The following is a 13,890-nucleotide window of genomic DNA, read 5'->3' on the forward strand; positions in this document are numbered from 1 at the left end:
AGCAATGAAGCTTGCCCAACATTTTTTAGCTACCAAACATCAGCGCTGTAAGTAAAAAGTCTAACGCCAACACAGCAAGGCTCGACTGAACGACTGTCTGTGTCGTTGCCTTACTGATCCCTTCTGGGTTCGGAATAACTTGGTAACCTCGGTACAAAGCAATCCAGGTCACCACAACGGCAAAGACAACACTCTTAATTAAACAGTTTACTATGTCCTGACGCCACTCAACCGATGCCTGTAAGATCGACCAAAAACTGCCGCTATCTATCCCTTTCCACTCAACACCTACCAAGTGACCACCATAAATACCGATAGCAGTAAACATCAAGGCAAGGAGCGGTAAGCTCACCACTCCCGCCCAAAAGCGAGGGGCGATTATCTGTCTAAGAGGGTCGATTGCCATCATCTCAAGGCTAGAAAGTTGTTCAGTACTTTTCATCAGGCCTATTTCAGCAGTCAAAGCTGAACCCGCTCGACCAGCGAACAGCAGCGCAGTCACTACAGGCCCAAGCTCTCTCAATAAACTGAGAGCAACCATAGGGCCTAAGCTCTCTTCAGTACCGAAGCCCACAAGAATATTGTACCCTTGCAACGCTAATACCATGCCAATAAACAGGCCCGATACCATAATGAGCAGCATTGACTGCACACCTATGACATAGAGTTGCTTAACAAACAGCGGAAAACCTTTCTTTTGAGGTTTTTGTACGATAGCCCCCCAAAGCATTAAGCCTGCTCGACCTAACCCTATGATCAGCTCAATACCACTACGCCCTAGCGCTGCAACTGAGTTCAAAATGCTCATACTGTCACCCCAAAGCAACTGCAGCAACTGGAAAACTGTGAGGATATATTTTCAAAATTAATCACTAATCGAGCAGCTCCATGCGGTAATCATTAGCAGGGTAATGAAATGGCACTGGGCCATCTGGATTGCCCAGCATAAACTGTTTTAATTGCTCGTTACTCGACAGCTTGAGCTCCTCTGGAGTGCCTTGAGCTATCACACGTTTATCCGCCATCACATACACATAATCTGCAATGCCTAGCACCTCTTGAACATCATGAGAGATCACAACAGAGGTAAGTTGTAGCGCGTCAGATAACTCTCTGATGAGTTTAACCAGCACCCCCATTGATATAGGGTCTTGGCCAGCAAATGGCTCATCATACATCACCATGTCAGGTTCAAGGGCTATTGCCCTAGCAAGCGCAACTCTGCGCTGCATACCACCACTTAACTCACTGGGCATCATCTTAGCAGTGCCGCGTAGCCCAACCGCCTCAAGCTTCATCAATACGATACGCTTGATGAGCTCCTCTGCTAGACCTGAATGCTCACGAAGCGCAAATGCCACATTATCGAATACATTCATGTCAGTAAAAAGCGCACCGCTTTGAAATAGCATGCTCATGCGTTTACGCAGGCTAAATAACTGCTCCCTATTACATCGGTGCATATCATGACCATCAAATAACACTTTGCCACTGTCAGGTGTTAACTGGCCACCGATTAATTTCAGTAGCGTGGTTTTTCCTATTCCACTTGGCCCCATAATCGCGGTGACTTTCCCCTTAGGAATAGAGAGTGTTATATCATCAAAAATCAGATGCTCACCTCGGCTAAAACCCAGGTTATGGATCTCGACCAGTGACTCTGTCATGTATGACTCTTTGGGCTTCATATCGCATCCATTCAATAATAGAAAGATTATCAAGGGTAAGTTGTCCCGTCAGCCCCCTTTGCTCTCCTGGAGAAGAAAGTTAAGCCACAGAAAGGAGGCAAATTGTACGTAATTGGGCAAATAGGTACAACAGAATCAACACTATCTCATCTCAATACTTTCAATTTTGCTCAATTCCAGCGAAAATGCGCGGCAGACTAACTTTTGAAATGAATTTGATGTTATTTAATATTTTTTTACTCATTGCTGGATTAGGTGCCTTGGTATGGAGTGCCGATAAATTTGTTTATGGTGCAGCCGCTTTTGCCAGAAACCTAGGTCTTCCTCCTATGCTAATCGGCTTAACCATAGTCGCAATGGGTAGCTCAGCACCAGAGATGTTTGTTGCAGCAACAGCATCCATGGATGGGATGACAGATACCGCCATTGGTAATGTATTAGGCTCAAATATTGCCAACATCACATTAATCTTAGGCTTAACTGCCTTACTTGGTGCTATTGCAGTAAGCTCACAAACCTTACTACGCGAAATACCTTTAATGCTGGCAGCAACTGCAATCGCAGGTTACTTTCTCCATGATGGTTTCCTGAGCCGCATGGAAGGCTTTATGCTTATGGGACTGTTTTTTATGCTCATGGGCTATCTCATTTGGCATGGTTTAACGAATAAAAAGCAGGACCCATTAGCTGATGAGTCCGATGAAGAGATACCAACAGGTGTACCTACCAGCAAAGCAATTATGTGGTTGGTGGTCGGCATTGTACTATTGCCTCTTTCTGCAGACTGGATGGTGCAAGGCGCGGTAGGTATCGCAAAAGCTTATCACTTGTCTGATCTGGTCATAGGTTTAACCATTATCGCCATTGGCACTAGCTTGCCAGAGCTTGCAGCTTGTGTTGCTGGTGTACTGAAAAAAGAAGATGACCTCGCAATCGGTAATATTGTAGGGTCCAACTTGTTCAATATTCTTGCTGTTCTAGCGCTACCAGGCATTATTGCGCCTGGTGAAGTAGATGCAGCAGCCAGCACACGTGATTTTTATATGGTTCTGGCAACAAGTAGCGCATTAGCTGTGTTCATTTTACTAAGTGGCCGTGCAAGAGCACTAAAGCCTTGGCATGGTGTCGTGTTATTGTTCACTTTTATTGCGTACCAAGCATTCCTTTTTCTTGCATAACTGCACTAGACCGACCTGAATAGACAGAGAGTTCAAGATGGTAGATGAAAAAAAATTACGTCAGTGGGGCACAAACGTTATCGATGTAGAGCGCAACGCACTCGATAACCTATATCAATATGTCGACTCAAGTGAGTTTGCATCGGCTTGTAACTTGATCCTTGAATGTACAGGCAAGGTCATTGTTATGGGCATGGGAAAGTCAGGCCATATTGGTAATAAAATCTCTGCAACGTTAGCTAGTACCGGCACACCGGCATTCTTCGTTCACCCTGGTGAAGCTAGCCATGGCGACCTTGGTGTACTCAGCGAGAACGATATCATTCTTGCTATCTCTAACTCTGGAGAAGCTGGCGAAATTTTAACCTTAATGCCAGTGATAAAGCGTATGGGGCTACCTATTATCGCTGTCACAGGTAAGCCTGAGTCTACAATGGCGAAGCACTCAGTGGTTCATCTTTGTATTGAAGTCCCAGAAGAAGCCTGCCCATTAGGGTTAGCACCGACTTCAAGTACCACGGCAACACTTGTGATGGGAGATGCGCTAGCCGTTGCGCTGTTACAAGCGAGAGGCTTTACCAAGGATGATTTTGCCTTGTCACACCCAGGTGGTAGTTTAGGGCGTAAATTACTATTAAAAGTCAGTGATGTTATGCATAAAGGCAGTGAATTACCTTTAGTCAGCCATAATATCTGTATCACAGATGCCCTTTATGAAATCTCCAAAAAAGGCTTGGGCATGACAGCCGTTATCGATGATAAGGCCACCTTAGTTGGTATCTTCACCGATGGCGACTTACGAAGAGTCATCGATGCCCAAGTAGACTTAAGTAAAACGCCGATAGCCGATGTCATGTCAAAAGGCTGTGTCACTATCTCTGATGGCGTTTTGGCGGCAGAAGCATTAAAAGTAATGGATGAAAAAGATATCAATGGACTCATTGTCATTGATGAAAACAACTCGCCGATTGGCGCACTGAATATGCTTGATATGGTCAAGGCAGGAGTGATCTAATATGAGTACTACACATCAAAGCTTTTATGGCCCAGTTGCAGATACCGTATGGCAAAAAGCCAAGCAGATAAAGTTACTCATCTGCGACGTTGATGGTGTTTTTTCTGATGGCCTTGTCTATATGAGCAATGCCGGTGAAGAGTTAAAAACTTTCCATACTAGAGATGGCTATGGGGTTCGCTCGCTACTCACCAGTGATCTACCCGTTGCTATTATCACAGGACGAAAGTCTCAAATTGTCGAAGATCGCATGACGGCACTTGGGATCACCCATATCTATCAGGGTGTTGATAATAAGCTAGTGCCTTACCAAGAATTACTTAAGCTTTATAACGTCACTCCAGAAGAGGTGGCTTACATAGGTGACGATATTGTCGACTTACCAGTAATGAAAGAGGTTGGCTTAGCGGTATGTGTGGCTGATGGGCACCCCTATGTAAAACAGCATGCTGACTTTGTCACGACTATCAGAGGCGGCCATGGTGCCCTGCGTGAATTAACAGACCTATTACTCCTTGCTCAAGATAAATTCGATACCGCTCATGGAATGAGTATATGAATAGAGTGACGCTGGCTATTACCGCTTTTTTCGGCACTGCGCTAATCTTGTACTGGCAAGTACAATCTAAGCGTGGCAATGAGGAGATCGCGATTGATGCCAGTTTAAAACCTGATTACATTGCCGATAATTTACGGAGTGTCGATTACAACGAGCAAGGGCTGGTTAACAGCCGCGTGACTGCGACTCATATGGAGCACTTTGACGAAGCAAATATGACTTACTTCACTCAGCCCATATACTTAGTCTATCCAGATGAAGGTCAGGCGCAATGGCGGCTGCAATCCACCATGGGGACGCTCAATAAAAAATCAGGCAAAGTCATTCTCGAGAACAATGTTATTATTGATGCCATCAGCCCAGAAGAGCCCATTCAAACGATAAAAACCAGTTATCTAGAGCTAGACCTTAATACCATGATCATGACTTCCGATCGTGAAATTTATATTACTGGCAATGACTTTATCATTGAAGGTTTAGGACTTTTCGGCGATCTTAACGCTCAAAAAGTAGAGCTTATCAGTAAGGTGCGCGGCACCTATGCGACAAATTGATAAGCATTTGACCCGTATAATATTAAGATATATTAGCTAAAGCCAAAATTAGCACAGTAAATTGATTTAAAATTCCAGCGTATATTAACCTTGTGATTAACACTCGCTACGCCATTTGAAGGACAATATGAACAGACATAACTTAATCATCGCAGCCCTGCTGTGCATCACAAGTTTTAGTGGTGTAGCGAAGCAAGATGACCTCATGCAAGAGGTTAAGATCTCAGCGGCGAGCCAGGAAGCTGATATTAAGAATAATCAGATGATCTTCAATGGACCCGTTGAAGTCACGCAAGGCTCAATTAAAATTTTAGCCGATGAACTAAGAGCATCTTCAAAAGAGGATGGAGGCGGAAAGATCCTAATCGCTGTAGGTGATCCCGCAACCTACACCCAGATAATGGAAGATGGCCGCCCGGCAACGGCAAGTGCTCAAGAGATCCGCTACGAGCTTTCAAATCGAACATTGACGTTAGTGGGCAATGCAAGCTTAGAGCAAGATGGTAGCCAAGTAACAGGTAATATGATCCGCTACAATATCGAACAGCAGCAGTTGATAGCAGAAAGTAAGGGCAATGATAGAGTCATTACTATTATTCAGCCTGAAAACTATCAAGAGGAAGACAAGGTTCAACCGCCAAAAGAGCAAGCGCCTATTCCTACCCAATTACCTGAATTAGAGCAAAAAAACCAATGAGCCAAATGACACTGAAGGCGGTTAACCTTGCCAAGAGCTACAAAAGCAGAGCCGTTGTACAAGATGTCAGTATTACTGTAAAAACAGGACAGATTGTCGGATTGCTTGGCCCTAATGGTGCCGGTAAAACTACGACATTCTATATGGTTGTGGGATTAGTTCAGAGTGACAAGGGTCGGATCTTAATTGACGATGATGATCTCACGTTAGATCCTATGCATCTAAGAGCCAGAAAAGGGATCGGTTACCTACCACAGGAAGCCAGCATTTTTAGAAAGTTATCGGTTAGAGATAACATCATGGCTGTACTGCAAACTCGCTCTGATCTCGATAGCAATGGTCGCGATGAGCACCTCGAGAGCTTACTTGAAGAGTTTCATATCACTCATATTCGTGACAGCCAAGGCATGGCACTTTCGGGCGGTGAACGCCGACGAGTAGAAATAGCCAGAGCATTAGCCGCTAATCCTAAATTTATTTTACTCGATGAGCCATTTGCCGGTGTCGATCCTATTTCCGTGATCGACATCAAAAAGATCATTGAACAATTAAAGAGTCGCGGCCTAGGTGTGCTAATTACAGACCATAATGTTCGTGAAACCTTAGATGTTTGTGAGCGTGCATACATAGTAAGTCACGGAAACTTAATAGCAGAAGGTACACCTGCTGAAATCTTGGACAATCAGCAAGTGCGAGCAGTGTACTTAGGTGAACAATTCAAGCTATAGTTAATCAAAGGACTCAGTCTTCTAATTCAAATAACTGATGATATGTCCATTTCAACTCACTGAACAATCAGTGGGTCTAGGGGCTCAGAGAAACCCCACAACTAGTTAAAGCAAGCTTTCTCATTTTATACTTACAATGAAGGGAATAGCGGTAAATGAAAGCGTCACTCCAGCTTAAAATGGGTCAGCAGTTAACCATGACACCACAACTGCAACAGGCAATACGTCTATTGCAGCTATCGTCGCTGGAACTGCAACAAGAAATCCAACAAGCCTTAGACTCCAACCCCCTTCTCGAACTTGATGAAGAGCAAGTTGACACTACAGACAATGGTGAAGACAAAACCATTGAAAATGCCGAGTCTGAATATAGCGCCAAGGCAGACTCTGATACAGATACTGAAGGTCAACTTGATAACTCAGCAGTAGAAACATCAGACGCCTTAACACAGGATTCAATGCCTGAAGAGTTGCCGATGGATACCACTTGGGACGAGGTATATACAGCGACCCCGAATTCAAGTTCTGGTGCAATGCGTGATGACGATATGCCTTTTCAAGGCGAAACCAGTGAAGGTTTGTACGAGCATCTTGAGTGGCAAAAAAACTTAACGCCTTTTTCTGATAATGATCTCGCCATTGCTACGGCGATTATTGATGCCATCGATGAGCGTGGCTACCTCACCCAAAGTGTTGAGGATATTCTCGAGGCCATGGGTGACCCTGAGATAGAGCTTGATGAAGTTGAAGCAGTACTAAAGCGTGTTCAACATTTCGACCCGATTGGTATTGCGGCCAGAGATCTCAGTGAATGTTTAATGATTCAACTCGCGCAATACGCTGATAGCACCCCACATATCGATAATGCTCGCATCCTGATAGCTGAACACCTTAGTCTGATCGCAGGGCGAGACTTCCGCCTCTTAATGCGCAAAACTAAGCTTAAAGAAGACGAGCTAAGAGAAGCGATTGAATTAATACAGACGCTAAACCCACGTCCAGGTCTCGCCATCACGCCTGGCCGTGATGAGTATGTGATCCCCGATGTCACAGTGACCAAGAAAAAGGGTCGCTGGGTTGTCGAGCTAAATCCAGATTACATGCCAAAAATCAATGTAAATCAGCATTATGCTTCAATGGCCAAGAGTACTAAGAGTCAAGCTGATGGCCAGTTTATACGTGGACACTTGCAAGAAGCTAAATGGTTTATTAAGAGTTTAGAAAGTCGTAACGACACCTTGTTAAAAGTCGCTAACTGTATCGTCAAGTTTCAACAAGGCTTCTTTGAGTACGGTGAAGAAGCGATGAAACCTATGGTACTTAACGATATTGCAGAAGCCGTTGAGATGCACGAATCAACGATCTCACGGGTCACGACGCAAAAATATATGCACACCCCGAGAGGTATTTTCGAGCTTAAATATTTCTTCTCTAGCCATGTCGGTACAGACGATGGCGGCGAGTGCTCTTCAACGGCAATCCGAGCCTTTATTAAGAAGCTAGTTGCCGCAGAAAACCAAAAGAAACCACTTAGTGATAGTAAAATGGCACTTTTATTGGCAGAGCAAGGCATTAAGGTTGCGAGGCGTACCATAGCTAAATACCGTGAAGCCATGTTGATTCCACCTTCGAATCAGCGCAAAAGTTTGTAGATTCAATTGAAGCCTTGAGTTGAAATTGTAAGCTTAGAACGTAAAGCTATTTTACTTAAGGCTTAAAAAGTTCTCATAATGAGATCTATAACCAGCACAGGTCTGTAGTCGAAATTTTAGGGCCTAACTCTGGTAGACAGGGAAAATGGTTGAGAAATAAGCTAAATGGCTTAACTCGAATTAACCTAATTGTTAAACAACAGCGAACTGGAGGAGTATTTCTATGCAAATAAACCTAACTGGACACCATATTGAGATCACAACATCGTTGAGACATTATGTTGAAGAGAAGTTTACTAAGCTTGAACGACATTTCGATCAGATCAATAATGTGCACGTTATTTTAAATGTTCAGAAAATGCAGCAAAAAGCCGAGGCCAAACTCCACTTAGCAGGTGGTGAAGTCTTTGCAACGTCGCAAAATGCAGACATGTATGCCGCAATCGACTCCCTGATAGACAAGCTAGACCGTCAGGTAATTAAACATAAAGAGAAGCTAACAAAACATTAACGATGGAATTAAGCACCATCCTGCAGCCGGAGTGTACTACTTGCGCCACTCCGGGCAGTAAGAAAAAGGTATTGGAACTTATCAGCGATCTTGCCGCTGTCCAATACCCAACCCTATCCTCACAAGAGATTTTTGAAAGTCTTCTGGCGAGAGAGAAAATGGGAAGCACAGGTATAGGTAATGGTATTGCAATTCCTCATGGAAGGCTGACCAATATAAGTCAACCCGTCGCGGTTTTAATTAAGTGTGAGGAACCTATCTCCTTCGACTCAATTGATAAGCAACCGGTTGATATTCTTTTTGCACTCTTAGTTCCTGCAGAACAATGTGAACAACACTTGAGTACCTTGTCCTCTATGGCAGAAAAGCTCAACAATAAGCACATAGTAAAGCAGTTACGAAAAACTCAAGATGAGTCCGAACTTTATCAGGTGATAACGCAATGAAACTGGTGATGGTATCCGGTCGTTCCGGTTCAGGAAAATCTGTCGTACTTAGGGTCTTAGAAGATCTGGGCTACTATTGTGTCGACAACCTTCCACTCCCTATGATGGATACCCTACTGGAACAGCTAAAAGGTAGTACCGAGCAGGTCGCAATTAGCGTTGATGTTCGTAACATGCCGGAGCAAGATAAAGAGCTAGAGAAACAATTAGCTAACTTACCTGAAGGAACTGAACTACTCAGTTTCTTTTTAAACTCTTCAGATGAAGTCTTGCTAAAGCGTTACAGTGAGACTCGCCGCTTACATCCATTGTCTCGTACCAAAAGCTCCCTAAAAGAAGCTGTTGAGCACGAGAGATTGTTGCTTGAACCCGTTTCAAAATTAGTCGACCATTACATAGATACCTCTGAACTCAATATCTATGATCTCAGTAACCAGATCCGTGAAATATTGCTCGGCAGTGTCGATAAAGAGTTAGTCATTAACTTCGAGTCCTTCGGCTTTAAATACGGCATGCCTGCTGAAGCTGATTTTATGTTTGATGTTCGCTTTCTGCCTAACCCCCATTGGGAGCCTGAGCTCAGACCAATGACAGGCTTAGATGAACCAGTTCAACTCTTTTTAAGCCAGCAGCCAATGGTGAACAAGTTTATCTGGCAGATAGAAAACTTACTTGAAACTTGGTTGCCTCACTTAGAAAGAAATAACCGTAGCTACCTCACTATTGCTATTGGCTGTACGGGTGGACAGCACAGATCGGTATACGTCACCGATCAACTTGCTAAACTCTTTAGTAATAGTAAGCATAAGGTGCTCGCCCGTCATCGAGAGATGAGTAATGATTAAATTAGAACGCCAAATCACCATTTGCAATAAGCTTGGACTGCACGCAAGAGCGGCTACTAAGCTGGCCATACTCGCTTCAGAGTTCGATGCAGAAGTCACCATTATCCAAGGTGAAAGAAGAGCTTCAGCAGCCAGTGTGTTAGGGCTGCTTATGCTTGAAACGGGAATGGGGAAAACAATCACCTTACTGGGTGAAGGTCCCGATGCAGATGCCGCTCTCGATGCTATTTGTGCATTGGTTGAAGCGAAATTTGATGAAGCAAGTTAACCTAGCGCTGTAATAAATTCAGAGTATACTCTTCCTTTCTTTTACAAATTAATCAGTTAAATCTAATCTTAAGCTACATATCATCTCAGATCTAAGGGAGGGTCAGCGATGCCGATAGAAGTGTTAGACAATGAAACCACAGATCAGCGTCTCAATCAGCTTACCCAAGCCCTTGGCAGTGGTATGTTTGTCCATGTCAGAAACATGCTCCATGATATGGCGGCGACTGACGTTGCTTTTATTTTAGAATCCTCCCCACCACGCACTCGACAAGTACTTTGGCAACTCATCGATCTTGACCACACAGGTGAAATCTTAGATGAGCTAGGTGAAGAGCTAAAAGATAGCCTCATCAAGCAGATGACGCCACAACGCGTCGCTAAAGCTGCTGAGGGGATGGATACCGATGATCTCGCGTACATACTGCGTAGCCTGCCAGATAGCGTCTTCAACCAAGTGCTACAGTCCATGAGCAGCCAAGACAGAGCTCGGGTTGAACAAGCTTTGTCTTATCCAGATGATACAGCTGGCAGTATCATGAATACCGATACGGTAACCCTACGCCCAGATGTCAATATTGACGTGATACTCCGTTACTTACGCATACGAGGCGAGCTTCCAGAAGCCACTGATACCCTTTATGTCGTCGATAAACGAGACAGTCTACTCGGCGGTGTCCGGATCTCAGATCTACTGACCTGTAATCCAGATTCTTCAGTCAGAGATATTATGGCTTCAGATCTTGAAGGTATCCCGGTTGGCATGAATGACAGTGAAGTCGCTCAGCTGTTTGAGCGCCATGACTGGGTATCAGCGCCTGTTATCGGGGAAGACAATCAGCTTTTAGGCCGTATCACCATTGATGATGTCGTTGATATTATCCGTGAAGATGCAGAGCACTCAATGATGGGTATGGCGGGTATGGATGATGATACCGATACCTTTGGCCCTGTCTTAAAGAGTACATTCCAGCGCTCTTTATGGCTCACCATCAATCTGTTTGCCGCCCTACTCGCAGCCTCTGTCAGTAATATGTTTGAAGGCACACTAGAGCAATTTGCAACCATTGCTATCTTGATGACAATTGTCCCAAGTATGGGAGGCGTGGCGGGTAATCAAACCTTAGCCCTCGTCATCCGTGGTATTGCCCTTGGCCAGATAGGCCAAAGTAACTCCCGATGGCTGATAGGCAAAGAGTTAGCCATTGGCTTCCTCAATGGTATTTTATGGTCGATGTTGGTCTTTCTGGCTGTATGGTTGTGGAAAGATGATATTACCTTAGGTGGGCTCATTGGCGGAGCAATGCTTATCAATATGACAGTTGCAGGGTTTGCTGGTGCTAGTATCCCATTACTGCTTAAAAAGATGAATATTGACCCAGCTCTTGCTGGCGGTATGGTGTTAACCACAGTGACTGATGTCATCGGCCTATTTGCGTTTCTCGGCTTGGCCACCTTCTTTTTACTCTAATTACAATTGGTATAAAACTGCTTCGAGCGTTTTCTTCTATACTTGTGTAAAACACTCAAGGTTATAGCTTGAAAACGCTTTCCCCGCTGGCACTTATCCCTATATATCTAAGTATCATTATAAGCTTGGGCTTAAATGAAGCTTACCTATATCGCTATAATCAGCTAAACCTATGTCATAGTTTAACGACTCAATTATCGATCAACCAACTCAGCTTAAGACGCCATGAAAAAGATTATTTCTTCAGAAAGCAGCAGAAATACCTAAGCCAATGGCGACAGCGCTTAAGCCAACTAAAACAAAACTTCTCCTCAGTCAGTCAATGTTTTAACGAAGGCACTCAGTCAGCAGACTTGATTGCAGAAGGGGAGCAGAGATTAAACGGTTATCAAACTAACTTTATGGTGTTAGTTTCCGAGCTTGATAAGGAAGATAAGCAGTCATTAAGCATGCTCAATAACTTAATGTCCCAGCAGGAAGTACTAGAAAAAACCACTAAGATTGAAGATACCAATATCTATGCTCAAACCTTAGCGATACGCCAACACCTGTTTGAATATATCACCTCTGAGCAAGCTATCTCCCTAGAGCTGCTGAGCACAAATGTATACGAGCTGAATCAGTGGGAAGGAATAAGCAGTAAACTGAAAATTGAGCTTGATAGCTACCTAAAGCAGATAAGCATACTCAAGCAGTTTGTCGAGAGTCATCAGTATTCTCACGAAGCTGGCACAATGGGCGCCATGCGCTCAAACATACATAAGTTAGAAGAGATAATCCCTGCATTGGCGCAGATCATAGAGCAGAAAATTGATAATCACCATAAGGTTAGATGGCTGCTTTACCTCATTATTTTAGTATCTGTTTTTGCCACTCTTCGTATCATTAGGCGAACCTATATCAAAGAGTGACATCAAAACGACGAACAAAGCCAGCATAGTGATACAGGCTTCAACTTAGCAGAGAAAGGCTAAGCCTTATAGGCTCTAAGGCAATAACGGAGCATCGAAACCATATGATGCCAGTATTTTTTGCCCCTCAGTTGAGAGAATATACATAGCAAGTTCAGATGAATTTGCTTTAGCACCATCAAGCACAGTCAACCCATAGTTTGCACCTACCGATAATGCCTCTGGAATTTGCACAATCTGCAACTTAGGCAGCTCTTTTTGAGCAAGTACAGCGTTAGTGCAATAAGTTAGAAATATATCAGCACGCTTATTGTCCATAACCCAGGCATAGGGATTTCTTCCTTTTGGTGCTTTTTCACTGTGAGGGCCACCTGTCAGTTGTAGTGCCTTTTGCTCAAGTCGCTCAGTCGCTCCCAGATTTAATTTATCCGCTTTACCAAAAAGTGCCCATGCATAATCTCCCGCAGGATCGGCTTTAGGCGTCGAGATTCCCACCTTAGTAGCGCTATCTAACATAGTTTCTAATAAGGTTTGACTACTAACCTTAACCTCAGGCTGCGCGATTGCACAAAGTTTATTACGTGCAAACATAACCACTGAGCCGCTCAGTCCTGCGGACTCTAGCTTCAATGGATGCTTCATGTTGGCAGAGGCATAAACATCGACTTTTTCGCCTTGCTCGATACGCTTACGCAGTAAGCCTGAAGGAGCAAAATCTGCGTGAACCTCTGCCGAACCCGCTTGCTGATATTCAGCCACTAGTTCACCCATAGCTGCTTTCAAACTACCAGCTGCTCTAAACTCTAACGGCGATGCACTCGCCATAAAAGGCAAAGCTAACGCAAAAACTGCAACCCACTTTTTCATCTTATTATTCCTATAACGAACGAGTAATCGGTACAAATTACCTATAGGAACGTATAAGGCCACAAGCTAATATGAGTCTCAATAGCACTATGCAATTGCTTGGTATTCATGGGATCAAAGTCGCGGACAATCGACACTAGGCAGACATTTTGTCTCAATGTTATTCTCAAAATGAAAGGTAAAAAAATGGCCTCCATAAGGAAGTAATGCTATTCGGATAAGCACTACTGCTTATATTTAAGTGGATAGCGGCTGGGTATATAGAGCACTGAACGTGGATATGTTCGGTGCTTTCTTTTATCTGGAAGGATAAAGTGTTTTATATCGGCCCGCATTTGCTTCAGCTTAGCTGGCAACTTCCCATCAGGTGATAAAGCAAGCCATCTTAATTGAGTGTCTATCAAGCTTATCGCTGCGGTAAAGCTAATACGGGTGGGTGCAACTTTGGCTTCTTTTGCTATCGCTACCATTTCTAAGCGAACCAGATTATAAGCGATAAGC

The 13,890-nt window shown here is 43.9% G+C and carries 16 protein-coding genes and 1 pseudogene; 13 read left to right on the forward strand and 4 right to left on the reverse strand.

Annotated features, from left to right (window positions below):
• Positions 1–25: 25 nt before the first annotated feature.
• Together mlaE and BM736_RS21140 are read right to left on the reverse strand one after the other, a co-directional pair.
• Positions 26–808 carry a lipid asymmetry maintenance ABC transporter permease subunit MlaE gene (gene mlaE, locus BM736_RS21135; RefSeq protein WP_076415875.1) on the reverse strand — a complete coding sequence of 261 codons (783 nt, stop codon included), beginning with the start codon at positions 806–808 and terminating at the stop codon, positions 26–28.
• A gap of 64 nt (positions 809–872) precedes the next feature.
• Positions 873–1,688, reverse strand: a complete 816-nt coding sequence (locus tag BM736_RS21140; RefSeq protein WP_076415877.1) for an ATP-binding cassette domain-containing protein — start codon at positions 1,686–1,688, stop codon at positions 873–875.
• Positions 1,689–1,906: 218 nt separating this feature from the next.
• Between BM736_RS21140 and BM736_RS21145 the strand changes: the two genes are divergently transcribed.
• From BM736_RS21145 to BM736_RS21205, 13 genes are all read left to right on the forward strand, one after another.
• Complete coding sequence (locus tag BM736_RS21145; RefSeq protein ID WP_076415879.1) at positions 1,907–2,866, forward strand: calcium/sodium antiporter; 960 nt, start codon at positions 1,907–1,909, stop codon at positions 2,864–2,866.
• Positions 2,867–2,903: 37 nt separating this feature from the next.
• The gene (locus BM736_RS21150; RefSeq protein ID WP_076415880.1) at positions 2,904–3,881 is read left to right on the forward strand and encodes a KpsF/GutQ family sugar-phosphate isomerase; all 978 of its coding nucleotides are present in this window, start codon (positions 2,904–2,906) and stop codon (positions 3,879–3,881) included.
• Position 3,882: 1 nt separating this feature from the next.
• Positions 3,883–4,440 (forward strand): 3-deoxy-manno-octulosonate-8-phosphatase KdsC, encoded by a 558-nt coding sequence (gene kdsC / locus BM736_RS21155; protein ID WP_076415882.1) that lies wholly within the window; start codon positions 3,883–3,885, stop codon positions 4,438–4,440.
• Positions 4,437–4,994 (forward strand): LPS export ABC transporter periplasmic protein LptC, encoded by a 558-nt coding sequence (lptC, locus tag BM736_RS21160; protein ID WP_076415884.1) that lies wholly within the window; start codon positions 4,437–4,439, stop codon positions 4,992–4,994. Before kdsC ends, lptC begins: the two co-directional genes overlap by 4 nt.
• A 127-nt stretch (positions 4,995–5,121) precedes the next feature.
• A complete protein-coding gene (gene lptA, locus BM736_RS21165) occupies positions 5,122–5,691 on the forward strand; it encodes a lipopolysaccharide transport periplasmic protein LptA (protein WP_076415886.1) in 570 nt (189 codons plus the stop codon).
• The gene (lptB, locus tag BM736_RS21170; RefSeq protein ID WP_076415888.1) at positions 5,688–6,419 is read left to right on the forward strand and encodes an LPS export ABC transporter ATP-binding protein; all 732 of its coding nucleotides are present in this window, start codon (positions 5,688–5,690) and stop codon (positions 6,417–6,419) included. Before lptA ends, lptB begins: the two co-directional genes overlap by 4 nt.
• 155 nt (positions 6,420–6,574) lie before the next feature.
• Positions 6,575–8,071, forward strand: a complete 1,497-nt coding sequence (locus BM736_RS21175) for an RNA polymerase factor sigma-54 (protein WP_076415889.1) — start codon at positions 6,575–6,577, stop codon at positions 8,069–8,071.
• A gap of 223 nt (positions 8,072–8,294) precedes the next feature.
• Positions 8,295–8,582 carry a ribosome hibernation promoting factor gene (gene hpf / locus BM736_RS21180; RefSeq protein WP_076415891.1) on the forward strand — a complete coding sequence of 96 codons (288 nt, stop codon included), beginning with the start codon at positions 8,295–8,297 and terminating at the stop codon, positions 8,580–8,582.
• Positions 8,583–8,584: 2 nt separating this feature from the next.
• Complete coding sequence (gene ptsN, locus BM736_RS21185) at positions 8,585–9,028, forward strand: PTS IIA-like nitrogen regulatory protein PtsN (protein WP_076415893.1); 444 nt, start codon at positions 8,585–8,587, stop codon at positions 9,026–9,028.
• Complete coding sequence (rapZ, locus tag BM736_RS21190) at positions 9,025–9,873, forward strand: RNase adapter RapZ (RefSeq protein WP_076415895.1); 849 nt, start codon at positions 9,025–9,027, stop codon at positions 9,871–9,873. Before ptsN ends, rapZ begins: the two co-directional genes overlap by 4 nt.
• Positions 9,866–10,141: an HPr family phosphocarrier protein gene (locus tag BM736_RS21195; protein WP_076415898.1), complete on the forward strand. Its 276-nt coding sequence runs from the start codon at positions 9,866–9,868 to the stop codon at positions 10,139–10,141. Before rapZ ends, BM736_RS21195 begins: the two co-directional genes overlap by 8 nt.
• 108 nt (positions 10,142–10,249) lie before the next feature.
• On the forward strand, positions 10,250–11,611 hold the full coding sequence (gene mgtE / locus BM736_RS21200) for a magnesium transporter (RefSeq protein WP_076415900.1): 1,362 nt from the start codon (positions 10,250–10,252) through the stop codon (positions 11,609–11,611).
• Positions 11,612–11,679: 68 nt separating this feature from the next.
• A complete protein-coding gene (locus BM736_RS21205; protein WP_076415902.1) occupies positions 11,680–12,522 on the forward strand; it encodes a hypothetical protein in 843 nt (280 codons plus the stop codon).
• Positions 12,523–12,597: 75 nt separating this feature from the next.
• On the opposite strand, the gene BM736_RS21210 is transcribed toward BM736_RS21205, so the two are convergent.
• Both BM736_RS21210 and BM736_RS21215 read right to left on the reverse strand, forming a co-directional pair.
• Entirely contained in the window at positions 12,598–13,389 is a 792-nt protein-coding gene (locus BM736_RS21210) for a molybdate ABC transporter substrate-binding protein (protein ID WP_076415903.1), read from the reverse strand.
• Positions 13,390–13,613: 224 nt separating this feature from the next.
• A pseudogene (locus tag BM736_RS21215) lies at positions 13,614–13,890 on the reverse strand (IS4 family transposase); the annotation flags it as partial.

Source organism: Shewanella sp. UCD-KL12, assembly GCF_001957125.1.
Taxonomy (GTDB): Bacteria; Pseudomonadota; Gammaproteobacteria; order Enterobacterales; family Shewanellaceae; genus Shewanella.